Raw genomic sequence first — 22368 nt, 5'->3', positions numbered from 1 at the left:
GGCGTTCAGCTCCTCCCGCGGAGATAGCCGAGCTGGGGAAGTTCGCGCTCGTAACGCCCCAGCAGCCGTCTGGCGAGCGTGACGGAGTCAATGAGCGGGTGGACGGCCAGGGCGAGCAGCGCGGCCCGCCGGGAACCGGTGGTGGCCGCCTCGATCACCGCGCGGTCGGTCGCTTTGATGCCGGTGACCAGGCTCCGGGCGTGGCTGGGGAGGGGCTCCGCGGCCAGCGGCCGTGCGCCGCCGGCGCCGACGGAGCAGGGCACCTCCACGACGGCGTCGTCGTCGAGGGCGGCGATGGAGCCGCGGTTGCGGACGTTGAGGATGAGCGTCGCGCGCTCGTCCAGCGTGATCGCGCGCATGAGGGCGAGGGCGACCTGCTCGTATCCGCCGGCATCCAGGTCGCGGGACTCGCGCTCTCCGGCGCCGGCCGCCTCGCGGTTCTCCGCCATGTAGGTGCTCTCCCGCGCGAGAAGGGCGCTGTTCCACAGGGCCAGCGCGGAACCGCCCGGGTGCGCGTAGAAGCGTCGCTGCTGCTCGGCGAGGAAGGCTCCCCGGGTCTGCCGCGCCGCTCGCGCGGCGGCCACCGTCTCGTCGTGGAAGTAGTAGTAGTGCAGATATTCGTTGGGGATCGCGCCGATCGCGCGCAGCCGTTCGGCGCCGAAGAGCCGGCCCTCCTCGAAGGAGACCAGCGCGGCGTCGTCGTGAAGCAGGCCGGGCAGCAGATCGCGGCCGTCCACGCGTACGGCGCACAGCCAGCCCAGGTGGTTGAGGCCCGCGTAGCCGAGCGAGACGGCCGCCGGGTCCACCCCGAGCACCCGCGCCACCCGGCGGCCGAGCCCGGCCGGGGTGTCGCAGATGCCGATGACCCGGTCGCCGAGGTGGCGGGACATCGCCTCGGTGACCATGCCGGCGGGGTTGGTGAAGTTGATGACCCAGGCGCCGGGGGCGAGCGCGGCCACCCTGCGGGCGATGTGGTCGGCGACCGGAACCGTGCGCAGGCCGTAGGCGATGCCGCCGGCGCCCACGGTCTCCTGGCCCAGCACGCCCTCCTCAAGGGCCACCCGCTCGTCGACGGCACGGCCCTCCAGCCCGCCGACGCGGATGGCGGAGAAGACGAAGTCGGCCCCGGTGAGGGCCTCGTCGAGGTCGGTGGTGACGCTCACCCCCGGGGCGTCCGGAACGCCCGCCGCCTGCTCGGCGAGGACCCGGGTGATCGTCGCCATCCGGGAGGCGTCCAGGTCGTGCAGGGTGACGTGGGTGACGCGGCCCTCACCCCGGTCGTCCAGCAGTGCCCGGTAGATCAGCGGGATCCGGAACCCTCCGCCGCCGAGAACGGTCAGCCTCATACGTCGATTCTCGCCGTCTTCTCGCGGTCTTCTCGCCGTCTTTTCGCCGTCAGGAGCCGAGCGCGTGCCCTGTCGTCGCGTCGATGTGGCCGGGGATCTCATCGTGGCGGTCGCCGACCGTCGGTGTCCCGGTGGGCTCGAACATGAGGATCGCGGCACCGGTGGGAGCGTACGGCCTGTGCTCCGTACCTCGGGGGACGGTGAACACCGCGCCCTGAGGGAGCCGGACCGTGCGCTCCCCGCCGGGCTCCCGCAGGGAGATGTGCAGTTCCCCGTCGAGCACCAGGAAGAACTCGTCGGTGTCGTCGTGGACGTGCCAGATGTGCTCGCCCTCGACCTTGGCGACGCGTACGTCGTAGTCGTTGACCCGCGTGACGATGCGGGGGCTCCACAGGGCGTCGAAGGAGGCCAGGGCTTCGCTGAGGGCGATGGGTTCGTTACTCATGGGTGAATTCTCACCCGTTGAGCCTGGCCGGTGTGAGTGCTAGAAATCGCACATGGCGAAAGAATCCTCGCATTCTGTTCAGGGGGCGGGCCCGCACCGGGTCGTCGTGATCGTGGACGAGAATTCCAACCCCTTCGAGCTCGGCTGCGCGACCGAGGTCTTCGGCCTGCGCAGACCCGAGATCGGGCGCGTTCTCTACGACTTCCGCCTCTGCTCTCCCGAGCCGCGCACGCTGATGCGGGACGGGTTCTTCACGCTCACGGGGGTCGCCGGCCTGGAGGCGGCCGAATCGGCGGACACCCTGATCGTTCCCAACCGTCCCGACGTGGAGGTGCCGCGCCGCCCGGCCGTACTCGACGCCGTACGGCGGGCGCACGCTCGCGGTGCCCGCCTGGTCGGCTTCTGCAGCGGTGCTTTCACCCTGGCCGAGGCCGGGGTCCTCGACGGGCGCCGCGCCACCGCGCACTGGCAGTGGGCGGACTCCTTCCGTGCCCGCTTCCCTTCCGTCCACCTCGAATCGGACGTGCTGTTCGTGGACGACGGTGACATCCTCACGGCCGCGGGGAGCGCGGCCGCGCTCGACCTCGGGTTGCACATCGTCCGCCGCGACCACGGCGCGGAGGTCGCCAACTCCGTGAGCCGGCGGCTCGTCTTCGCCGCGCACCGGGACGGCGGGCAGCGGCAGTTCGTGGAGCGGCCCGTGCCCGACGTGCCGGACGAGTCCTTGGCGCCCGTCCTGGCATGGGCTCAGGAGCGGCTGGACACCCCGCTCACGGTGTCCGACCTCGCGGCGCGCGCCACGGTCAGCCCGGCGACACTGCATCGCCGCTTCCGGGCACAACTGGGCACGACACCGCTGGCCTGGCTCACGGGTGAACGGCTCGCCCTGGCATGCCGGCTGATCGAGCGAGGCGAGTCGCGCTTCGAGACGGTCGCACGGCACAGCGGGCTGGGCACCGCCGCCAACCTGCGTGCGCTGATGCGCCGCGAGACCGGGCTCACTCCGTTGGCGTACCGGCGCCGGTTCGGCCCGGAGACAGGCCAGGAACCGGTCTCCCCGGGCCGCCCGGACGAGCGCACGATCCCGAGTCCTTGACCGATGCGGACCTGGTTGAGGTTCTTCATCGGCCTCAAGTGGTTAGGAAAGCCTTATGAGAGATGCCGACGTGGATGTGTTCCTGTCCGGGTTGATCTTCTTCGACCTGGTCTTCACCGGCCTGGAAGACGCGCCGAAGCCGGGGAGCGAGACCTGGACCAAGGGCATGGGATCGGGTCCCGGCGGCATCGCCAACTTCGCCGTCACCCTTGGCCGGCTCGGCTTACGCACCTGCCTGGGAGCCGCCTTCGGCGACGACTTCTACGGCCGGTACTGCTGGGACGTCCTCGAATCCGAGGGCGTCGACCTCTCCCCGTCGCGGCGCCTGGCGGGGTGGAGCACGCCGGTGACCGTGTCGCTGGCCTACCAGGACGACCGGGCCCTGGTGACCCACGGGACGGAACCGCCGGTAAGCCCCGCCGAGCTGATCGGGGAGCCGCCGCGAGCCCGCGCGTCGATCGTGCACCTCGAAGCCGGGCCTGCCCGGGGCAGCGGCCTGATCTTCGCGGACCTCGGCTGGGACCCGTCGCAGGAATGGTCGGCCGAGGTGCTGCACCGGCTCGCCGGATGCCACGCCTTCATGCCCAACGCCTACGAGGCCATGAGCTACACCCGCACCGACACCCCCGAAGCCGCGCTGTCGCGCCTGGCCGAGCTGGTGCCGCTGGCGGTCGTCACCTGCGGCGTCGACGGGGTGATCGCCGTCGACGCCACCACGGGGGAGACCGCCCGGGTCCGGGGGCTCGCCGTGGACGCGGTCGACCCGACCGGGGCAGGCGACGTGTTCGGGGCGAGCCTGGTCGCCGCCACGCTCGCCGGATGGCCGCTCGCCGAGCGGCTGCGGTTCGCCAACCTGTCGGCCGCGCTGTCGGTGCAGGGCGTCGGCGGATCGCTGTCGGCCCCCGGCTGGGCCGGAATCACCCGCTGGTGGCGCATGGTCAGCGATCCGGACCTCCGCCGCGACTACGCCTTCCTCTCCGAGATCATCCCTTTCGCCGATTCTTAGTGTTTCTCTGTGAGTTGCCGGGCGCGGTGTCCCCCGAGGGGAGATGGAGTGCCACAAAGTCGATCTGACCTCGATCTTTCTCGATCTTGATGTGGTCGGTTGAAGGTTTCGGCTGGAGGACGTTTCCTCGCAGTGGCCAGCGCGGGTGCCCGGCTGTCGCGTCGGGCGGGCGGGGTTCCGCGATCGCCCGGGCCGACCTATAGGGCCCGTAACGGATGGGGCCTATTTACCTATGCGCTGACGGATTCCCTGTCCGGGAATCGTGCGTAGCGTCTTGATCGATGACAGCGGAGACTCGGCGGCGAGTGGAGACATGAAGATGACTGCCTTTGAGGGACAGGTTGAGATCCGGGGCACCAAACTGGCCTACGACGACGCGGGCCAGGGTGCGCTGACCGTCTATGCCCACGGCATGATGCAGAGCCGGCGTAATGAGGACCGGCTGGGGCTGTTCGACTGGACGCCGCTGGTCGCCGCCGGGCGGCTGGTCCGCTATGACGCGCGCGGTCACGGGCTCTCCGGGGGCCGGCCGGACGAGGGCGACTACACCTGGGCGAACCTCGCCGGAGATCTGCTCGCGGTGGCAGACCACTTCGGCTCCGGGCTGCCGGTCAACGCGGTGGGCGCGTCCATGGGATGCGGCACGCTGCTCCATGCGGCGGTCACGGCGCCCGATCGCTTCAACAAGCTGGCGCTGGTGATCCCGCCCACGGCGTGGGAGACCCGGGCCGCGCAGGGTGCGACGTACCGCGGGGGCGCCGACCTGGTGGAGAGCAAGGGCAAGCAGGCGTTGCTTGAGCTCATGGGCGGTGCCGCCACCTCGGCGATCTTCGCTGACAGCTCACTGACCATGGATCTCGACGTCACCGAGGAACTCCTGCCTTCGGTGCTGCGCGGGGCGGGCTCCTCCAACCTTCCCGAGCCGGAGGCGATCGCCAAGCTGGAGCACCAGGTGCTGGTCCTGGCCTGGGACGCCGACCCGATCCACCCGCTGTCGACCGCGGAGCGCTTGGCCGGGCTGCTGCCCAATGCGGAACTGCACGTCGCCCGGACCAGGGAGGAGATCGCCACATGGGGGGATCGGATCGCCGCCTTCCTCTGATCCCACCCAATGTGCACAGACGAAAGCAGCGCCGGTTGTGGGGCGCGAACACGTCAGGCAGCCGGGCGGGGGAGGAACCGACACATGGCGGCTGACGGTCGACGTCTCCCGACCCGAGATCAACATGCAGTGGACGGATAGCGGGGACGTTCATGCGGATTCTCGCCCTCACTCCCACCCAGGTCGCACTCCCCTCGGACGCCTTCGCCCGGTTCATGAAGGCATGTGCCCTTCTGGACGGCAATGGACAGCGGGAGGCAAGCAGGAGGTTCAGCTTCTACGGGACATGGCGCTGAGTCGTCTGGGATCTAGCACCACGATGACGCCGGGCTCGATACGGATGGCGCCTGCCTCGGCGAGAACTCGCAGGGCGCGGTTGACCGTGACCCGCGACAGACCGATCTCCTCGCCGAGTCCTTGTTGCGCCCCTGGCAGCGTGATCCGGCTCCCTTGTTCACGCATGGACTCGGCGACCCAGCCTGCGATCTGGACGACCGGCCGCGGCGCGGCCCGGCGGACGTGGGCCCGCCGGTCACGGTTCACCTGCCCCGACAGATGGCGCAGTACGTGGTCGCGTAGCGTCGGCACTTCATCGATGAGACCTCGAAGGAGGCTTACCGGCAGGAAGCGAACCCGGCAGGCGGCCGAGGCGGTCCAGGTGGCCGTGTGCGCTCCGCCGTCCAGCACCGCGGCTTTGTCGATCACGCAGGGCCCCGTCACCGTCGCGAATCGAACCCTCGAGCCGTCACCAGTGTCGTAAGTGGCAGACAGGGTCCCCCCCTCAAGAATGACCAGATGCTGAGCCGGGTCACCGAAACGCGCGACAGTGGCGCCCGCGGGGACTTCCCGCGGCGGGCACTGCTCGGCGAGCCGCTCGAGGCGCGCATCCTCGAGCATGGAGAACAGAGGCACCGCCGCCAGTTTCCCCTTGTCCACATCTGGGAGAGTATCTCGCGATACAGACGCGCGGGCGAGGAGTCCGTACCGTTCCCCTCCATGATCTGCGTAGAACTGTCCTTCACCAACGACCGCGCGCGTCTGGCGGCGCGGCCCGCTCACCGGGAACGGTTGCGCGCGCTGCACGAGCAGGGTGCGCTGCTTCTGGCCGGCCCTTGGGAGGACGACTCGGGAGCATTGCTGGTCTTCACCGTTGACCGTGCGCGGGTGGATCGGATTATGGCCGAGGACCCGTACTACACCACGGCGGGTGTCGACGTCGTCTCGCTGCGCGTGTGGTGTCCCATTCTGAAGCCTGAACATGGTTGAAAAGAACTGATCTGGTGATATCCGCAGATCTTCTGGCAATGCCGGTGATTGTCATGGTGGCGGCCTTCGCTCAGGGAATCACGGGGTTTGGGTTCGCACTGGTCGCTGCGCCCCTGCTCGCGGTGGTCGCGGGCCCCAAGGAGTCGGTGGTGGCGCTGTGCCTGATCGCCCTGCCGATAAACGCCTGGTCGTCGCTACGTCACCGCCAGGTCGCCTGCCGCGGTGTCGCGGTCCGGATGGTGGCGGCTGCCGCGACAGCCGCGCCAGCCGGGGTGTGGTTGCTGTCGGTGCTGAGTGACCGGGTCTTGCAGGGGGTCGTTGGGGTCGTGGTCCTCTGCCTGACGGTGATGCTGATCAAGGGCATCAGGGTCAGCCGTCGTGGACGTCTCCTCGATCTGCTCGGCGGTGCCTGTGCAGGAATCCTGTCGACGAGCACGGGAACGAACGGGCCTCCGCTGGTGATCGCAATGCAGATGCGAGGCATTTCCGGGCCTCGACTGCGAGCGACTCTCGCGTGGGTGTTCTTCGCCAGCGGGCTCGTCAGCCTGGCCCTGCTCAACGCTGCCGGGTCGGTGAACACGGAGTCCCTGATCAGTGCCGGAATCGGCTGGCCGTTCGCCTTCGTTGGCCGTCAGACCGGTGAGCGAGTAGCTGGACTACTGGCCCCTCGTTGGGGCGAAGGTTTCGTGGCCATCCTGCTGTTCGCCAGTGCTGCCACCGCGATCGTCACTGCGATGAAGAGCTGACAGCGTGGGTCACGTCCAGCGGAGTGGTGTATGAGTTGATCTCCGCGTGATCCTGTTTCTGCAGGTTAAGTGGTAAGTGTCTGCCGAAGTGGGTTGTGCTGCGGTGTGTCGCCCACGATGACCCGCATCCGGGCCTTGGCGAGGATGTCCAGGCCCATGTAACGGCGAGCCCCGGTCCACTCGTCGGTCTGCTCGGCCAAAACCGCACCGACGAGCCGGACAATGGAACCACGATCGGGGAAGATCCCGACCACGTCGGTACGGCGGCGGATCCCCTTGTTCAACCGCTCTTGCGGGTTGTTGGACCAAACCTGCTTAAGAGGTTCGACTGTGCCGAACAATGGTGGGGTGGCCGAGGGGTGAGATTCCTCCCGGCCGCCCCGACCACTGGGCTGGCTGCGATCCCTTCGGCCCGCGGCGCCTACAGCCGGAAATCTCAGAGGTTCGGGTCGGTGTGGACGGCCTCGCCCTCGACGTACGTCGCGAGCACCCGGGTCGTGTGGATCTCCTCGGTGGGCAGGCCGTACGGGTCGCGGTCGAGCACCACCAGGTCGGCGAGCTTTCCGGTCTCGACGGTGCCGGTCTCGTGGTCTTGGTGGTTCAGGTAGGCGGTGCCGACGGTGTAGGCGGCCAGTGCGGCGGTGAGGTCGAGACGCTGCTCGGGGATGAAGACCTCCCGCGCGGGCTCGCCCGGGTGCTGGAACGCGCGGTTGACCGCGACGTGGATTCCCCACAGCGGGTCAGGGCTGCTGACCGGCCAGTCGCTGCCTGCGGCGAGAACGGCGCCGCTGCGCAGCAGGCTGCCGAAGGGGTACTGCCAGCCTGCCAGCCGCGGGCCGAGGAAGGGGATGGTGAGGTCGTCCATCTGGGGTTCGTGGGCGGCCCACAGCGGCTGCATGTTGGCGGTGACCTGCAACTGAGCGAACCGCGGGACGTCGTCGGGGTGCACGACCTGCAGGTGGGCGATGTGGTGCCGGTGGTCGCCGGGCCCGTTGGCCGCGAGCGCCTGGGCGAACGCGTCGAGCGCCTCGCGCGCCGCGCGGTCGCCGACGGCGTGCACGTGCACCTGGAAGCCTTCCGCGTCCAGGAGCGTCACGTATGAGCGCAGCGCCTGGGGGTCGACGAAGCTCAGGCCGCTGTTCTCGGTGGGGCACCCGCAGCCGTTGAGGTAGGGCTCGGTGAGGGCGGCGGTGAAGTTCTCCGCCACGCCGTCCTGCATGATCTTCACGCTGGTGGCGCGGAACCGGCCGACGCGGCAGCGCTCACGCCGCTCCACCAGCTCGGGCACCTGCTCGGCGCCGCGATCGCGGTCCCACCACAGGGCGCCGACCACGCGGGCGGTGAGCCGGCCGGACTGGGCGGCGGCGAGATAGGAGTCGAGAGGGTCGAAACCGCCGTGCGGGGAACCGACCATGGCGTCCTGCCAGGAGGTGACGCCGAGGGAGTGCATGCGCTGCTGCCCGGCGAGCAGGGCGCGCAGCCCGTCCTCGGCGGTCGGGGCCGGCAGGTGGCGGCCCACCAGGTCGGTCGCGCCCTCGTGCAGGGTGCCCTGCGGCGTGCCATCCGCCTCACGCTCGATGCGGCCGTCGGCCGGGTCGGGGGTCGAGGCGTCGATGCCGCACATCCGCAACGCACAGCTGTTCACCCACGCGCCGTGGCCGTCGGCGTTGACGAGGTAGACCGGGCGATCGGGCACGACGGCGTCGAGCAGGTCGCGGCTTGGGGTGCCACCGGGAAACCACTCCATGGACCAGCCCCCGCCGCTGATCCACTCCAGGTCGGGGTGCGCGTCGGCGTAGGCGCGGACTCGCGCCACCGCGTCCTCGGCGCCGGTGGCCTCGGACAGGTCACAGCTGATCAGGGTGAGCCCGGCGAAGGCCGGGTGCACGTGGGCGTCCTGGAATCCGGGAAGCAGCGCCCGGCCGCTCAGGTCGACGACCTCGGTGCGCGGACCGGCGAGATCGCGAACGTCGGCGTCGTGCCCGACCGCGATGATGCGCCCGTCGCGCACGGCCACGGCGGTGGCCCGTCGGCGGACGGCGTCGAGGGTGTACACCGGGCCGTTGCGGAATATCAGGTCGGCAGGGGCTGACATGGAGTTCCTTGGAAATCGTGGGGCGGCCGATGAGGCGGCGGGCCCCGGGTCATGGGGAGGGCGAAAAGCGAGCGGGTGAAACCGGCCGGCCCGAGTCACGGGGACGTGAATCGGGCAGGAGGAATCGACCGGTCCCGAACCGTGGGGGCGGGGGAAACCGGTCGGTCTTCAGCCGAACGGGAGAAACCGGCCCGGCCCGGGGTTACGGCAGCGGCCGGTTCTGCGCGGTGAACTCCCACGGCCGCACCCGCTCCAGAGCGGAGGCCACCCGGAAAACGGTCGCGTCGTCATAGGTGCGGCCGACGATCTGCACGCCCGTCGGCACCCCGCTCGTGGAACGGCCGGACGGCACGCTGAGCACCGGGCAGCGGCTGGCGATGTTGAAGACGGTGGTCAGGACGGCCTCCATGTAGTCGTCGAGCTCGACCCCGTTCACGGTGATCTTTGTGGTGGTGTAGTCGTCGTCGGCGCGGAAGGCCGGGATGGCGGTGGTCGGGCACAGCAGGACGTCGTAGCGGTCCAGCAGTGTCCCGATCTGGGCCTGGATCGCGGCCTCGTGCTCAAGCCCTTCGAGGAAGCTGCCCGTGCCGGCGGAGGCCAGGGCCCGTTCGGCGAACCTGTGCGCGTACGGCGTGAGCTGGTCGGGATACTCGGCGGCGATCGCGGCGACCGAGGGACCGAAGATCGCGCCGAAGTGGATCCAGGCCGTCTCCATGACGTCCTGGCGCCGCAGGCCGACCTCGACCTCCTCGACGATCGCCCCCGCCTCGCGCAGCGCCTCGGCCGCGGCCCGGGTGTTGGCCTCGACCTCGGGATCGATGGGCCAGTCTCCGAGGTTCACGGACAGCGCGACGCGCATGCCCTCGACGCTCTGCGGGTGCTCGGGGATGATCACATGGGGGCGCAGCGAGACGGCGTCGAGCGGGTGCGGTCCGGAGATGACGTTCTGCAGCAGCGCGCAGTCGGCGACGGTGCGGGCCATCGGGCCGTCATGGCAGTAGGTGTCGAGGTTGAACGGCGGCAGCGCCGGGACCCGGCCGTAGGGCGGCTTGAAGCCGACCGTGCCGGTGAAGGACGCCGGGATGCGGATGGAGCCGCCGATGTCGGAGCCGGTGGCCAGGGTGGCGGTGCCCGCGGCGAGCGCGGCGGCGGATCCGCCGGAGGACCCGCCGGGCGAGTAGTCGAGGTTCCACGGGTTGCGGGTGATGCCCCACAGCCGCGACTGGGTGAAACCGGCGCAGGAGAACTCCGGGGTCGTGGTGCGGGCGTGAATGATCCCCCCGGCGGCCAGGATGCGGTCGATGATGGGGTGGGTGACGCTGGAGATGGTGTCGGCGTAGGGGAGTGAGCCCTCGGAGTGGGTACGGCCGGCGATCGGCTGCTCTTCCTTCGCCGCCACGGCCAGGCCTTCCAGGGGGCGCGGCGGTTCGCCCTTGCCGGCGTAGCGGTCCTCGGCCTGGCGCGCCGCGGCCAGCGCCTCGTCGAACATGCGCTCCGTGAAGGCGTTGACGTGCGGCTCGACCGCCTCGGTTCGCTTGATCACCTCTGTCATCAGCTCGACGGGTGACAGCGTGCGGTCACGGAAGCGCCGGAGCGCCTCGGTGGCGGGAAGGTAGGCGAGGTCGGTCATCGGTATGTCACTTCCTGGCGTGCGTGAGCGATCGGAGCGAAGGCTGGGGTGTTCATGCGGGTGTGTCGGAGGCCGCCAGCGCGCGGCGATCCTCGGCGATCCGCGCGGGGTCCCACCCGGGGCGGGGAACGGAGTCGAGCAGCAGCCGGGTGTAGGCGTGCCGGGGCTCGGCCAGCACCTGTGCCGTGGGACCGGATTCGACGACGCGCCCGCGATTCAGGACGACCACGTCGTCGGTGATGTGCCGGATGACGGCGAGGTCGTGGCTGACGAAGAGGAAACCGACGCCGGCGTCGCGGCGGATGGCGGCGAGCAGGTCGAGGATCTGGGCCTGGATCGACACGTCCAGCGCGGCCACGGCCTCGTCGAGGATGAGCACGGTCGGCTCGGCGGCGAGCGCCCGGGCGATGGCGACGCGCTGGCGCTGGCCGCCGGACAGTTGCTTGGGCAGGGCCGAGGCCTCGCGCGTGCCGAGGCCGACCTGGTCCAGCAGTTCCTCCACCCGGCGTCGCCGGTCGGCGGCGCCGAGCGGGAAGTGCAGGCTCAGGACCTCTTCGATGCAGCCGCGGACGGTGATGCGGGGATCGAGCGAGAGATACGGGTCCTGGAAGACCATCTGGATCTCGCGGGCGCGGGAGAGCCGTTCGCGCCTGCCACGCGGGCGCCGGGCCCGCTCGTGGCCGCCGACGCGGATGCTGCCGGCGTCGGGGGTCTCAAGACCGACGATCATGCGTGCGGTGGTGGTCTTGCCGCAGCCGGACTCCCCGACGATGCCGAGGGAGGCTCCGGCCCGCAGGCTGAACGACACGTCGTCGACCGCCACGTTGTCGCCGAAGACCTTGCGCAGGCCCTCGACCTGCAGAGCGGTCTGCGCCGCCGGTGAGTTCACAGGAGGACCTCCTCGTCGGCGCGCAGGCACGCGGCGAGGCCGTCGCCGTACTCCCGCAAGGTGGGCGTCTGGGCGGAGCACTGAGGTTCGGCGAGAGGGCATCGAGCGGCGAACGCGCACCCCGACGGCGCCTCGGCCAGCGAGAGGGGCTGGCCCGGTATCGGCCGGGGCGGTGCGGCGCCGGGTTCCAGCCGGGGTGTCGAGGCGAGCAGACCGGCCGTGTACGGGTGGCGCGGGTTCTCGAAGAGCCGCGTGGCCGGCTGTGCCTCGACGATGCGCCCGGCGTACATGACGTAGATCCGGTCGCAGATCGCGGCGGCCAGTTCCAGGTCGTGGGTGACGAAGAGCAGTCCCGTGCCGCGCTCGGCCTGCAGGCGGGTGAGGATCGAGATCACCTCGGCCTGGGTGGTGACGTCCAGGGCGGTGGTCGGTTCGTCGGCCAGCAGCAGCTCCGGTTCCCCGGCCAGGGCTCCGGCGATGACGACGCGCTGGAGCATGCCGCCGGAGAACTGGTGCGGGTAACGGCGCAACGCGCCTCGCGGATCGCGGATGCCGACCGCCTCAAGGAGTTCCTCGGCGCGGGTTCCGGCGGCGGCGGACGGCACCCCGGCCGCCCGCAGGCCCTCGGTGAGGAAGTCCCCGATGCGGCGCATCGGGTTGAGCGAGGCCCGCGGGTCCTGGAAGATCATGGACACCTGGTGGGAGCGGAGCCGGCGCAGCTGCGCGCGGCTCGCCGTGAGCACGTTGGTCCCGGCGACGTTCACCTCCCCGTCCGCGCGGGAACGCTCGGGCAGCAGTCCGAGCACCGACCGGCAGGCGACCGACTTGCCGGAGCCGGACTCGCCGACGAGGCCGACGGTTTCGCCGCGGTCCACGCGCAGCGAGACGGAGTCGAGGATCGGGCGGGCGGCGTGCCCGTCGGGAAGGCGGATGCTCAGGTCTTTGATCTCCAAAATCGCCATGTCTACCGCTCCCGCTTCGCGACCCGGTCGGCGAATCCCTCGCCGACGACACTGAACGCCACGACGGCGACGACGATGCACGCGCCCGGCGCGAGCGCCGGCAGCAGGTCGCCCTGGAGCAGCGCCGACTGGCCTTCGTTGATCATCGCCCCCCAGTCCGCGGTCGGGGGTTGCACGCCGAATCCGAGGAAGGAAAGCGCCGCCAGGTCCATCAGCGCGTACCCGAAGTTGATCGCCGACTGGGCGAGCACGACCGGGGCGATGTTCGGCACCAGGTGGCGAAGGCAGATCGTCCAGCCCGACCAGCCCTGCACCCGGTACGCCTCGATGTACGGCCGGGCCTTCTCCTGCAGGGCGATGTTGCGCACAAGCCGGCCGACGTAGGGCGTGTACGCGATGACCATCGCGATCACCGGGGCCAGCAGGCCGGGGCCGAACGTGGCGACGAGCAGGATCGCCAGTAGCAGGCCCGGCAGGGCGAACACCATGTCCATGGACCTGGACAGCAGGGCGTCCGCCCAGCCGCCGCGCCAGGCGGCGGCCACCCCGACGACGATGCCGAGCAGGGTGGAGCAGCCGACGACGGCGAGCGGGCCGAGCAGACCGGTCCGCGCGCCGAACAGCAGCCGGGAGAGGATGTCACGCCCGGACTGGTCGACGCCGAGCGGATGGGCGGGTCCGGCCCCGGCGAGGGTGGCCGACAGATCGACCGCGTCGGGATCGTAGGGGGCCAGCAGCGGCGCGAGGAGTGCCACGACGACGAACACCCCCAGTACGGCGAGGGCCGCGAGAAACAGCGGGCCCTGGCCGAGGACGCGCATGCCGCGCATTCCGGGACGGCGCCGGAGCCCGGCGACCACCGCGGGAGAGGTCACGACGCACCTCGCTTCATCAGGGACAGGCGGGGGTCGATGAGCGGCTGGACGAGGTCGACGACGAGGTTGGCGAGGACGAACGCCGCGACCGTCAGCAGGGTGACGGCCTGGACCACGGGGAAGTCCTTCACGGTCACGGACTGCACCAGCAGCGAGCCGACGCCCGCGGCGCCGAAGGCCGTCTCGACGATCGACGTGGTCACCAGCAGGCCGGCGAACATGGTGCCGCCCACGGTGGCGATGGGGCCGAGCGCGTTGCGCAGCACGTGCTTGCGCACGAGCGTGCCCTCGGGCACACCCCGGGACCGGGCCACCTCGACGTGTTCCCGGGACAGCTCGTCGAGCATGGCCGACCGGGTGACGCGGGCGAGCAGACCGGCGAGGGTCACCGCCAGCGCGATCGCGGGCAGGGTGAGGTGGTGCAGCCGGTCGGTGAAGCCCTGGCCGCCGCCGAAGGCCGGGAACCAGCCGAGCTTGACCGAGAACAGGGAGATCAGCCCGATGGCGGCCACGAACGACGGGGTGGCCGTCGCGACTCCCGTCCCGAGCAGCACGAGCCGGTCGACGACGCCGGGGCGCAGCGCGGCCAGCACGCCGAGGAGGATTCCGCCCACGGTGATGAGCAGCGCGGCATAGCCGACGAGGAAGGCGGTCGTCGGCAGCCGTGCGACGATCAGGGAGCCGACGTCCTGCCGGAACTGCACGGACCGGCCGAAGTTCCCCGAGGCGACGTCGACGAGCCACTTGCCGTACTGGGTGAGGAACGGGTCGTCCAGGTGATACTGGGCCCGGATGGCGGCCATGGCCTCAGGAGTGGCCGGGCGTCCCTTGAGCAGGAACGTCGCGGGATCTCCCGGGGCCATGTGCACGGCGCTGAAGACCACGAACGAGGTGACCAGCAGGACCAGGACCAACCCCAGGAGACGACCGGCGACGAAGCGCCCCATCAGCCTGCCGATCCGATCGTGGCGGCCCACGGCCAGTACAGCTGGGTGATGCTGGTCGGCGCGCCGGTGATCCGCTGGTTGAGGAACATGGTGTGCGGCATCTCGTACAGCGGGATCCACGGCAGGTCGCGAACGGCGATCTCCTGCAGCTGGGCGGTGACGTCGGCGCGGGCGGCGGGGTCGGCGGTCTGGAGTGCCCGCTCGACGATGGCGTCGTACTCGGGGTTGGAGTAGCCGCCGTAGTTGGCGAACTCGCCGGTCAGCAGGTTCGCGTAGAACTCCAGCGGGTCAGGGGTGTTGTTGTACCAGTTGGTGATCATGAGGTCGAGGCCCTGGCGCGCGCCCGGGTCGGAGAACAGGGCCGAGTAGGCGTCCGGGGCGACGCTCTTCAGCTCGACGTCGAGGCCGATCTCCTTGCCCGCGGCCTGGACGGCGTTGGCGACGACGCTGATCTCCGGCCCCAGGGAGCTGGTCGCCATGACGACCTTCTTGCCCTTGGCGCCGGCCTCTCCGATGAGCTTCTTCGCCGCTTCCACGTCACGGGTCAGGGCGGGGAGCTTGGCGTAGTAGCCGGCTGTCTTGTCCGGGACGGTGGCCCACGCGCCGGTGGCGGCCGGTGCCTTGGCCGGGACGCCCGCACCACCGGCGGCGGCCTTGATGATGCCTTCGCGGTCGAGCGCCAGGGACAGTGCCTGACGCACCTTCAGATCGCCGAGGGTTCCCTTGAGGTTGGTGACGATGAGGGACGAGGCGGTGGTGTTGGGACCGAAGTAGAGCTTGCCGGCAGGATTCGATCGCAGCCGGGCGTAGGAGTTCGTCGGCAGCATGTAACCGCCGTCGACCGAGCCGGACAGCATGGCGTTGACGCGCGCGGCCGGGTCCTGGATGAAGACGACCTTGAGGGTGTCGGCCTTGGGCGTCAGGGCGGTGTCCCAGTAGCGGTCGTTCTTCTTCAGCGTGATCGAGTCGCCCTGGGACCACTGCTGCATCGAGAAGGGCCCGGTGCAGTTGACCCCGCCCTTCGGGCTGCCGTAGTCGCGCCCGGCCTTCTTCAGGAAAGCGGCGCTCTCAATGGTGCCGGGGGAGGCCGCGAGGAGCTGGTTGACCAGGGCGTTCGGCTTGGAGAGCCGGATGGTGACCTCCATCGGCCCGGTCTTGTCGATGGACTTCACGTCGCGGAAGGCCGTGGCCCAGTATGAGCCGATCTTGGAGTCCATGTGGCGCCGGAGGCTCGCGACGACGTCGGCGGCGGTCAGCGGTGTCCCGTCGTGGAAGCTCACGCCTTCGCGGATGGTGTAGACCCAGGTCCGCGGGTCGGGGTTGGCGAACTTCGTGGCGAGTCCCGGCTCGATCTTCATATCCGGCGTGATCCGCAGCAACTGCTCGCAGATGTTCGCGAGCACGGTGTTGGGCGGGTAGTCGTAGGCGTAGACGTAGTCGAGTGACTGCGGCTCGGCAAACAGCGACCAGGTGAGCGACGGTACCGGGCCTTTGGCCTGGGGTGTGTCCTTGGAGATCTCGTAGGCGGCGCCGGGACTCTTGCTTCCTTGGCCGGAACCGGAAGCGGAGCAGCCCGCGGCTGTGACGGCAAGAACGGTCAACAGGGCAGCGGATCGGAGCAAGTTCAGCAGACCCACCCCTTTCAAAAGTGTTAACGGGGCGTTTCCTTTTGGGCGAGTATCAGTGAAGGAACGTTCCCGCACAAGGGTTTGCGGGAACGATTTTCTGCAGGTCAAAGCCTCGTGACGACCGGGCCGTCACCATGGCAACATCGAGTCCATGAATGAATCACTGTGGCAAGGCGACCGCAGCCGCCCTGCCCAGCCCCGGGTGCGTCTGGTCGATGTGGCCCGCGAGGCGGGCCTGTCGAAAACCACCATCTCGGCGGCGCTGAACGGCACCGGCCGCCTGTCTCCCGCCGTGCGGGAGCGGGCGCGGGAGACCGCCCGCAGGCTCGGCTACCGCCCGAACGCCACCGCCCGGATGCTCCGGGCCGGGCACGCGAGGCTGATCGGCTACGCGGTTCGCGAATATGTCGAGGCCCCCTGGGCGTACACCGAGTTCGCCTACTACGCCCAGCTCACCAGCGCGGCCTGCACCACCGCGCTGGCCCACGGCTACGCCATCGTCATCCTGCCCACGCGCACCCCGCGCGACGCGTGGCTCGACCTCCCGCTCGACGCCGCCGTGGTCGCCGACCCGGTCGCGGACGACCCCCTGGTGGACGACTTCCTCGCGGCCGGCATCCCGGTGGTCTCCGACCGGCGGGTGAAGGGGCGCCCGGACGCCTTCTGGGTGGACAACGACCATGACGCGGCGACCCGCGAGGTCCTGGACCACCTCGCGGACGCGGGCGCCCGGCGCATCGGCCTGCTGACGGCCAGCTCCACCGCGCTGTTCTACGAGCAGGTCATGGAGGCCTACCTCCGCTGGTGCGCCGAGCACGACATGGCCCCTCATGTCACTCTCAACGAACGCCCCGGAAACGGTCCCGCCGTGGAGGCCGTCCAGCGGGCGCTCGGCGGCCCGGACCGGCCCGACGCGCTGATCACCCTCGTCGACGTGAGCCCGCCACTGCTGATCGACGCCGCCCGGCGGCTCGGGCTGTCGGTGCCCGAGGACCTTCTGCTCGTCTGCGTGACCGAGGATTCCGCGGCGGAGTTCTCCGACCCGCCCATCACCACCCTGAGCCTGCGGCCCCGAGCCATCGCCACGGCAGGCATCGAACTGCTGGTCAACGCCCTGGAAGGGGAAGACAGCCGGCCGTCCGGCCTTGTCGTGCCCACTCACCTCGAGATCCGCGCCTCCTCTCGGCGGTGTTCCCCCGTGCCTTCTTCCCGGCGGTGATCCGCTCCTAGCGGTCGGCGGTCTTTCGCGGCGCAGGGAAGCGCGGCCCTTCCGCCGTGTCAACCCGGCGGATCAGCCCGCGTTCTCCGGGCGGGCGGCGACGACGTGGGTGAGCAGATCCGTGAGCCGTTGCCTTTCGGAGGCTTCCAACGCGGCGAACCATTCCTGCTCCCGGAGGGTCTGCTCGGTGAAGGCCTCCCGGACCATCCGCTCGCCCTTGGCCGTCAGCGCCACGGCCACCGCGCGCTTGTCGTCCGGCACGGCCCTCCGCTCGACCAGGCCGTCGCGCTCCAGGGTGTTGACCGCGTTGGTCATCGCCGAGCGGGACATCGCGGAGATCTCCGCGAGCCGGACCGGCTGGGTGGGTCCGAGCAGCCAGAGCTTGAACATCAGCCGGAAGCCGGCGAGCGTCCACCCGCGTGGCCGGTGGATGCGCGTCTCCAGGTCGGTGACCAGCAGATAGGCGAGATGGAGCAGGTTGTAGGCGAGCGCGAAGGCCTCCGGATCGGCCGGTGGCGGCATCTCCGCCACCCGTTCCCGCGCGTACGCGGCGTATCGGAGGTCCGCTCTGTCCATGCCCCAAGGAAACCAGAGTCTTGTGTCCTCGCGGTCCGGGCGCCATATTGTTATGGCCATAACAATATTGGGAGGGATCGTGCGGATTACCATCGCGGGCGCCGGCATCGGCGGACTGGCCGCGGCGCTGAGCCTGCACGCCGCAGGATTCGACGACGTCGTCGTCCATGAGTCCACCCCGGAGATCCGCCCTCTCGGGGTGGGCATCAACCTGCTGCCGCACGCCGTGCGCGAGCTCACCGAGCTCGGCCTGGGGGACCGGCTGGCGGAGATCGGTGTGGCCACGGCCGAGCTGGCCTATTTCAACCGGTACGGCACGGCCATCTGGTCAGAACCCCGGGGACGTGACGCGGGATATCACTGGCCGCAATACTCGGTGCACCGTGGACACCTCCAGATGCTGCTCCTCTCGGCGGTCGTCGAGCGGCTCGGGGCGCGGGCCGTACGGACCGGGGAGCGCGTGACCGGGTTCACCCCGGAAAGCGTCCTGGTGAACGGCGCCGAGGCCACCGGATACGACCTGCTGATCGGTGCCGACGGCATTCACTCCGCGGTGCGGGCGCAGCTGTTCCCCGATGAAGGGCCGCCGCCGTGGAACGGGCTGGTGCTGTGGCGCGGGACGACCTACGGCCCGTCGTTCCTGACCGGGCGATCAATGATCATGGCCGGTGACGGGACGCAGAAGTTCGTGGCCTATCCGATCGCGCGCGACGGAGACCGGACGCTGATCAACTGGATCGCCGAGCGGCCGCTGGACGGCGACGCCCCGGACCGGGGGAACTGGAACCGGCCCGCCGACCTCGGGGAGATCGGCAGGCACTTCGCCGACTGGCGGTTCGACTGGCTGGACGTGCCGTCGATCATCGCCGGGGCCGAGGCGGCCTACGAATACCCGATGGTCGACCGGGAGCCGCTGCCGTACTGGAGTCAGGGGAAGGTCACCCTCCTCGGGGACGCCGCGCACGCGATGTATCCGATCGGCTCCAACGGCGCCTCGCAGGCCATCCTTGACGCCCGGGTGCTGGCCCACGCGCTGGCCACCGCCGACCTGGCCGCCTACGAGCAGGCCAGACGGCCCGCCACGACCGCCTTGCAGCTGTCCAACCGGCGGATGGGCCCGGAAGTCGTGATGAGGCTCGCCCACGAGCGCGCGCCGGACGGCTTCACCGACATCGAGCAGATCGTTCCGTACGAGGAGCGGGCCGCCATCGCCGCCGAGTACAAGCGCACGGCGGGCTTCGACCCGGTATCGCTCAACGAGCGCGAATCATGGAGCGTGCGATGAGCACCGGCACATCATTCACGGAACGCGGGACGAGTTCGGGCGTCCCCGCGGAACCGGCCATGAGACTGGAGCCGCTGGCATCGTTTCACGTGAAACTCAGCCCGATCCTGGACCTGGGCGACTCCCACTGGGGGCGTCGCCGGATCATCGACATCGCCGGGGGCTCGTTCGAGGGCCCCCGGCTGTCCGGAGACATCCTGCCCGGCGGGGCGGACTGGCAGGTGCTGCACGCCGACGGCATGGCCAGCATCGACACCCGCTACACCCTGCGCACCCACGACGGCGCGCACCTCTACATCTCCACCAGCGGAGTACGGCACGGCCCGCCGGAGGTGCTCGCCCGCCTGGCGGCCGGGGAGGTCGTGGACCCCTCGGCCTACTACTTCCGGCTGTTCTGCCGGTTCGAGACCGGCGACGAGCGCTACCTGTGGCTGAACCGCACTCTCGCCGTGGCCTCGGGAGCCCGTACGGCCGACGCCGTCCGCTACGACGCCTACGCCCTGACGTAGGAGCCCTGCCGCTCACTCCGATCGACGCGCGCGCCGGATCCCTGACCGGACCGGCGCAGTGCGGATCATTTCGCCATGGGCCGGTGATATCCGGAGGACTCATGACACCTATCCAGTAGACGGTGCAAGTCGCGCCGGGGCGCTGATAGGAGATGGAGCTTGAGTGATGAAGCGAACTTCACCCGCATGTTCCACGAGCATTACGAGTCGGTTCTGCGGTACGCGTGGCGGCGGGTCGGTCCCGCGGACGCCCCGGACATAGCCGCCGAGACATTCAAGATCGCCTGGGAGAAGTACGGCCGGTTTCCCCCCGATCGGCCGTTGCCCTGGCTGTACGTCACCGCTCGGAATCTCGCGTTGAACCTGATCAGAAGGGAGAAGCGCCGAGACGGGCTCGTCGACTGGCTGAGCGAGGACATGGCGTGTCACGGCGTCGAAGACGACCACGCCGGTGCCGTCGCCGCTCGCCACGTGGCGCTGGCCGCGCTGAACGGCCTCAGCGAGGACGACCGGGAACTGGTGCTCCTGGTGTGCTGGGAGGGACTCGACCTCCGCCAGGCCGCGGCGGTCGTCGGCTGTTCAAGGCCCGTGGCGACGATGCGACTGCACCGCGCACGCAAACGACTCCGGCACCTGTTCGCCGACGAACCGCAGCCCGCCGTCACCCGCAGTCCGTCCTATGGGAAGAGCGTCATATGAACAACGATCTCAAGCAGCTCAAGATCATGCTCGAAGCGCACGACCCGGCCAGGCAGGTGCGCGCGGACCCGTCGACGCTGTCCGCCACCCTGCAGAAGATCATCGACGACACCCCGCGATCGTCCCCGGCGGTCACCCGGCGGCAGCGGCGGTGGTCCCGGCCGCGGTGGCTCATCACCATTCCGGCCGTCGCCATCCTGGCGGGTGCGGCGCTCGCCGTGACGGTCGTCGTACGGCCCGGCGCCGTCGGCCCCGTCCACGTGGGGCCGGCCGAAGCGCTGGCGTTCACCAGGAACGGCGACTACATCGACGTCCGGATCATCGACCCGGACGCCGACCCCGAGCGCTACCGCAGGGAATTCGCCGCGCACGGCCTGAACGTCGACTTGAAGATGGAGCCCGCGTCACCGAGCCTCGTCGGCAGGATGATGCACGTGTCGATCGAGGGGGAAACGACCGTCATATCCAACGGAAGCCTCGCCTCGAAGGTCAAAGAGATCGACGACGAGTCCGACTGCGGCGACGTGCGGTGCAAGGCCGGGGTGAGCATTCCCGTCGATCTGAAAAAGCGTGTCGAGGTCATCTTCGGCCGGGCTCCCCGGCCCGGCGAACGGTATGAAATGGGGGGTGACCCGACCGCGCGCGGCGAGGTTCTCGAGGGAATGAGCCTGAAGAACAAAACGGTCGGCGAGGTCAAGCGCATGGCGCAGGAACGGCACGCCATGATCCAGGGTTATTACGGCGCCGACCCCGGGGATCAGCCCGGGGCGCCCCGAAGCTCCGGCTGGGATTACAGCGAGCATGTCCTGCGGCCGGAGAGCGTCCCCGACACCTGGTACGTGCACGAGGCGTGGGGCGGCCACGACAAGAACACGATAGAGCTGGTCGTGGCCTCCTGGCCTTCGCCGTTCTGACCGGCCCGATCTCGCAGTGAAGTGTGCCCAGCGGCCGGGTTCCGGTGGCGGCAAATAACGATCACTCGGGGGTCGCCGGCCGGTGCGTGGAGCGGTATCGGCCGGGAGGCATGCCGTGACACCGGGAGAAGGCCCGGGAGAAGGCGAACTCCGAGGCGTACCCGACGCTTCTGGCGATGACCGCCACCGGCTCACCGGTGGTGCGCAGCCGCTGGGCGGCCAGTCCCATCCTCCACCGTGTCAGGTAGGCGAGAGGGGCCTCGCCGACGAGGGCGGTGAACCGCCGGGCGAAGGCCGCACGCGACAACCCCGCGGTGAGGGCCAGCTCGTCGACCGTCCACGCTCGTCCGGGATCGCCGTGCAGATGCGAGATCGCCGTCGCGATCGGGGGATCGCGGAGTGCCGCCAGCCACGAGGCCCGCTGCTCCGCGTGGGAGTCCAGCCATTCGCGGACGATGTGGACGAACAATACGTCGACCAGCCGGTCGACCACGGTTCGCGCGCCCGGCCGCCCGCCGTCGAGCTCGGCGGCCAGCATCTCCAGGGTCGCGCTCAGGGCACCGTGTTCCCGGGACCGGTCGGCGGGCAGATGCAGCACCGGCGGCAGGACCGCCAGCACCGGATGCGCCACCGAATCCTCGTACGGATAGGCACCGCAGATCAGCCGGGTTCGCGGTCCGGCCCCGGCCAGCTCCACGTAGGCGCCCGGCATGCTCGCGCCGCTCGCTTTGAGGATGTCGTCGTAGGAGACGAGCGGGCCGGAGGGGTCGCTGGCCAGCGCGTGGCCTCCGCCCATCGGCAGCAGCACGATGTCACCGGCGACCAGCCGGAGCGGCTCGGCGTCCGGGCGGCGCAGCCAGCACTCTCCCCGGGTCACCGCGTGGAAGGCCGCGAAGGGAACCTGATCCAGCCTGAAGCCCCAGGGCGCGTCGGCCCGGAGGTGCGAGGTCAGCACGCCACCGATCTTGGCGGCGGCCAGCACGTCGGTGAGCACGTCCATGGAGGCAGCCTATTCACCTCGCCCCGCCGGGCCCGAGGACGAGCGGCCGGGTCCGAGGACGAGCGGCCGGGTCCGAGGACGAGCGGCCGGGTCCGAGGACGAGCGGCCGGGAAACCGGGAAAGACGAACGGGC

At 70.2% G+C, this 22368-nt stretch carries 22 protein-coding genes and 1 pseudogene; 10 read left to right on the top strand and 13 right to left on the bottom strand.

Features of this window, described 5'->3' with window-relative positions:
- Positions 1–5: 5 nt before the first annotated feature.
- Complete coding sequence (locus tag ACFY2X_RS25155) at positions 6–1346, bottom strand: 6-phospho-beta-glucosidase (RefSeq protein WP_389941761.1); 1341 nt, start codon at positions 1344–1346, stop codon at positions 6–8.
- A 49-nt stretch (positions 1347–1395) separates the two neighbouring features.
- Positions 1396–1791: a cupin domain-containing protein gene (locus ACFY2X_RS25150; RefSeq protein ID WP_389941757.1), complete on the bottom strand. Its 396-nt coding sequence runs from the start codon at positions 1789–1791 to the stop codon at positions 1396–1398.
- A gap of 52 nt (positions 1792–1843) precedes the next feature.
- On the opposite strand from ACFY2X_RS25150, the gene ACFY2X_RS25145 reads away from it, so the two are divergent.
- The 3 genes from ACFY2X_RS25145 to ACFY2X_RS25135 all read left to right on the top strand — a co-directional run bounded on the left by ACFY2X_RS25145 (position 1844) and on the right by ACFY2X_RS25135 (position 4995).
- The gene (locus ACFY2X_RS25145) at positions 1844–2887 is read left to right on the top strand and encodes a GlxA family transcriptional regulator (protein WP_389941754.1); all 1044 of its coding nucleotides are present in this window, start codon (positions 1844–1846) and stop codon (positions 2885–2887) included.
- 55 nt (positions 2888–2942) lie between these two features.
- The gene (locus tag ACFY2X_RS25140; protein ID WP_389941751.1) at positions 2943–3893 is read left to right on the top strand and encodes a carbohydrate kinase family protein; all 951 of its coding nucleotides are present in this window, start codon (positions 2943–2945) and stop codon (positions 3891–3893) included.
- A gap of 319 nt (positions 3894–4212) precedes the next feature.
- Positions 4213–4995 carry an alpha/beta fold hydrolase gene (locus tag ACFY2X_RS25135; protein ID WP_389941748.1) on the top strand — a complete coding sequence of 261 codons (783 nt, stop codon included), beginning with the start codon at positions 4213–4215 and terminating at the stop codon, positions 4993–4995.
- A 270-nt stretch (positions 4996–5265) separates the two neighbouring features.
- On the opposite strand, the gene ACFY2X_RS25130 is transcribed toward ACFY2X_RS25135, so the two are convergent.
- Positions 5266–5892: a Crp/Fnr family transcriptional regulator gene (locus ACFY2X_RS25130; RefSeq protein ID WP_389941745.1), complete on the bottom strand. Its 627-nt coding sequence runs from the start codon at positions 5890–5892 to the stop codon at positions 5266–5268.
- On the opposite strand from ACFY2X_RS25130, the gene ACFY2X_RS25125 reads away from it, so the two are divergent.
- On the top strand, positions 5791–6261 hold the full coding sequence (locus ACFY2X_RS25125) for a YciI family protein (RefSeq protein WP_389941742.1): 471 nt from the start codon (positions 5791–5793) through the stop codon (positions 6259–6261). The two genes, ACFY2X_RS25130 and ACFY2X_RS25125, sit on opposite strands and share 102 nt — an antisense overlap.
- Positions 6258–7007 carry a sulfite exporter TauE/SafE family protein gene (locus ACFY2X_RS25120; RefSeq protein ID WP_389941739.1) on the top strand — a complete coding sequence of 250 codons (750 nt, stop codon included), beginning with the start codon at positions 6258–6260 and terminating at the stop codon, positions 7005–7007. The genes ACFY2X_RS25125 and ACFY2X_RS25120 overlap by 4 nt, the downstream gene beginning before the upstream one ends.
- A gap of 65 nt (positions 7008–7072) precedes the next feature.
- Here ACFY2X_RS25120 and ACFY2X_RS25115 read toward each other — a convergent pair.
- The 8 genes and pseudogenes from ACFY2X_RS25115 to ACFY2X_RS25080 form a co-directional block, all read right to left on the bottom strand.
- Positions 7073–7321: pseudogene (locus ACFY2X_RS25115) on the bottom strand (transposase); the annotation flags it as partial.
- A gap of 122 nt (positions 7322–7443) precedes the next feature.
- Positions 7444–9102 (bottom strand): amidohydrolase, encoded by a 1659-nt coding sequence (locus ACFY2X_RS25110; protein WP_389941736.1) that lies wholly within the window; start codon positions 9100–9102, stop codon positions 7444–7446.
- Positions 9103–9304: 202 nt separating this feature from the next.
- Positions 9305–10732, bottom strand: a complete 1428-nt coding sequence (locus ACFY2X_RS25105) for an amidase (RefSeq protein WP_389941733.1) — start codon at positions 10730–10732, stop codon at positions 9305–9307.
- 52 nt (positions 10733–10784) lie between these two features.
- Positions 10785–11621 (bottom strand): ABC transporter ATP-binding protein, encoded by an 837-nt coding sequence (locus ACFY2X_RS25100; RefSeq protein WP_389941730.1) that lies wholly within the window; start codon positions 11619–11621, stop codon positions 10785–10787.
- Positions 11618–12583, bottom strand: coding sequence for an ABC transporter ATP-binding protein (locus tag ACFY2X_RS25095; protein ID WP_389941727.1), 966 nt, complete (start codon positions 12581–12583; stop codon positions 11618–11620). The genes ACFY2X_RS25100 and ACFY2X_RS25095 overlap by 4 nt, the downstream gene beginning before the upstream one ends.
- Positions 12584–12585: 2 nt before the next feature.
- Entirely contained in the window at positions 12586–13458 is an 873-nt protein-coding gene (locus ACFY2X_RS25090; RefSeq protein WP_389941723.1) for an ABC transporter permease, read from the bottom strand.
- Positions 13455–14405 carry an ABC transporter permease gene (locus ACFY2X_RS25085; RefSeq protein WP_389941720.1) on the bottom strand — a complete coding sequence of 317 codons (951 nt, stop codon included), beginning with the start codon at positions 14403–14405 and terminating at the stop codon, positions 13455–13457. Before ACFY2X_RS25085 ends, ACFY2X_RS25090 begins: the two co-directional genes overlap by 4 nt.
- On the bottom strand, positions 14405–16006 hold the full coding sequence (locus ACFY2X_RS25080) for an ABC transporter substrate-binding protein (protein ID WP_389941717.1): 1602 nt from the start codon (positions 16004–16006) through the stop codon (positions 14405–14407). Before ACFY2X_RS25080 ends, ACFY2X_RS25085 begins: the two co-directional genes overlap by 1 nt.
- 178 nt (positions 16007–16184) lie before the next feature.
- Between ACFY2X_RS25080 and ACFY2X_RS25075 the strand changes: the two genes are divergently transcribed.
- Complete coding sequence (locus ACFY2X_RS25075; RefSeq protein WP_389941714.1) at positions 16185–17252, top strand: LacI family DNA-binding transcriptional regulator; 1068 nt, start codon at positions 16185–16187, stop codon at positions 17250–17252.
- Between the two features lie 72 nt (positions 17253–17324).
- Here ACFY2X_RS25075 and ACFY2X_RS25070 read toward each other — a convergent pair whose 3' ends face one another.
- Positions 17325–17828 carry a MarR family winged helix-turn-helix transcriptional regulator gene (locus tag ACFY2X_RS25070; protein ID WP_389941711.1) on the bottom strand — a complete coding sequence of 168 codons (504 nt, stop codon included), beginning with the start codon at positions 17826–17828 and terminating at the stop codon, positions 17325–17327.
- 79 nt (positions 17829–17907) lie between these two features.
- Between ACFY2X_RS25070 and ACFY2X_RS25065 the strand changes: the two genes are divergently transcribed.
- From ACFY2X_RS25065 to ACFY2X_RS25050, 4 genes are all read left to right on the top strand, one after another.
- On the top strand, positions 17908–19113 hold the full coding sequence (locus ACFY2X_RS25065; RefSeq protein ID WP_389941709.1) for a flavin-dependent oxidoreductase: 1206 nt from the start codon (positions 17908–17910) through the stop codon (positions 19111–19113).
- 59 nt (positions 19114–19172) lie between these two features.
- The gene (locus tag ACFY2X_RS25060) at positions 19173–19622 is read left to right on the top strand and encodes a DUF3237 domain-containing protein (protein WP_389941706.1); all 450 of its coding nucleotides are present in this window, start codon (positions 19173–19175) and stop codon (positions 19620–19622) included.
- A gap of 159 nt (positions 19623–19781) precedes the next feature.
- Positions 19782–20321, top strand: a complete 540-nt coding sequence (locus ACFY2X_RS25055) for an RNA polymerase sigma factor (RefSeq protein ID WP_389941702.1) — start codon at positions 19782–19784, stop codon at positions 20319–20321.
- Positions 20318–21235 (top strand): hypothetical protein, encoded by a 918-nt coding sequence (locus ACFY2X_RS25050; RefSeq protein WP_389941699.1) that lies wholly within the window; start codon positions 20318–20320, stop codon positions 21233–21235. The genes ACFY2X_RS25055 and ACFY2X_RS25050 overlap by 4 nt, the downstream gene beginning before the upstream one ends.
- Positions 21236–21296: 61 nt before the next feature.
- Here ACFY2X_RS25050 and ACFY2X_RS25045 read toward each other — a convergent pair whose 3' ends face one another.
- Positions 21297–22235 (bottom strand): AraC family transcriptional regulator, encoded by a 939-nt coding sequence (locus ACFY2X_RS25045; RefSeq protein ID WP_389941697.1) that lies wholly within the window; start codon positions 22233–22235, stop codon positions 21297–21299.
- Between the last annotated feature and the right edge of the window lie 133 nt (positions 22236–22368).

Origin of the sequence: Streptosporangium sp. NPDC000396, assembly GCF_042898655.1 — a bacterium.
In the GTDB taxonomy this organism is placed as follows: Bacteria; Actinomycetota; Actinomycetes; order Streptosporangiales; family Streptosporangiaceae; genus Streptosporangium.
Note: the sequence above shows the minus strand (reverse complement) of the source record. Positions and strands in the feature narration are given on the sequence as shown.

What these genes read in the sequence shown, in the direction of transcription:
- ACFY2X_RS25070 (WP_389941711.1), bottom strand. Translation starts at nt 17,828, where the DNA reads ATGGACAGAGCGGACCTCCGATACGCCGCGTACGCGCGGGAACGGGTG.
- ACFY2X_RS25135 (WP_389941748.1), top strand. Translation starts at nt 4,213, where the DNA reads ATGACTGCCTTTGAGGGACAGGTTGAGATCCGGGGCACCAAACTGGCC.
- ACFY2X_RS25105 (WP_389941733.1), bottom strand. Translation starts at nt 10,732, where the DNA reads ATGACCGACCTCGCCTACCTTCCCGCCACCGAGGCGCTCCGGCGCTTC.
- ACFY2X_RS25130 (WP_389941745.1), bottom strand. Translation starts at nt 5,892, where the DNA reads ATGCTCGAGGATGCGCGCCTCGAGCGGCTCGCCGAGCAGTGCCCGCCG.
- ACFY2X_RS25140 (WP_389941751.1), top strand. Translation starts at nt 2,943, where the DNA reads ATGAGAGATGCCGACGTGGATGTGTTCCTGTCCGGGTTGATCTTCTTC.
- ACFY2X_RS25075 (WP_389941714.1), top strand. Translation starts at nt 16,185, where the DNA reads ATGAATGAATCACTGTGGCAAGGCGACCGCAGCCGCCCTGCCCAGCCC.
- ACFY2X_RS25095 (WP_389941727.1), bottom strand. Translation starts at nt 12,583, where the DNA reads ATGGCGATTTTGGAGATCAAAGACCTGAGCATCCGCCTTCCCGACGGG.
- ACFY2X_RS25045 (WP_389941697.1), bottom strand. Translation starts at nt 22,235, where the DNA reads ATGGACGTGCTCACCGACGTGCTGGCCGCCGCCAAGATCGGTGGCGTG.
- ACFY2X_RS25125 (WP_389941742.1), top strand. Translation starts at nt 5,791, where the DNA reads ATGCTGAGCCGGGTCACCGAAACGCGCGACAGTGGCGCCCGCGGGGAC.
- ACFY2X_RS25060 (WP_389941706.1), top strand. Translation starts at nt 19,173, where the DNA reads ATGAGACTGGAGCCGCTGGCATCGTTTCACGTGAAACTCAGCCCGATC.
- ACFY2X_RS25110 (WP_389941736.1), bottom strand. Translation starts at nt 9,102, where the DNA reads ATGTCAGCCCCTGCCGACCTGATATTCCGCAACGGCCCGGTGTACACC.
- ACFY2X_RS25155 (WP_389941761.1), bottom strand. Translation starts at nt 1,346, where the DNA reads ATGAGGCTGACCGTTCTCGGCGGCGGAGGGTTCCGGATCCCGCTGATC.
- ACFY2X_RS25150 (WP_389941757.1), bottom strand. Translation starts at nt 1,791, where the DNA reads ATGAGTAACGAACCCATCGCCCTCAGCGAAGCCCTGGCCTCCTTCGAC.
- ACFY2X_RS25145 (WP_389941754.1), top strand. Translation starts at nt 1,844, where the DNA reads ATGGCGAAAGAATCCTCGCATTCTGTTCAGGGGGCGGGCCCGCACCGG.
- ACFY2X_RS25050 (WP_389941699.1), top strand. Translation starts at nt 20,318, where the DNA reads ATGAACAACGATCTCAAGCAGCTCAAGATCATGCTCGAAGCGCACGAC.
- ACFY2X_RS25085 (WP_389941720.1), bottom strand. Translation starts at nt 14,405, where the DNA reads ATGGGGCGCTTCGTCGCCGGTCGTCTCCTGGGGTTGGTCCTGGTCCTG.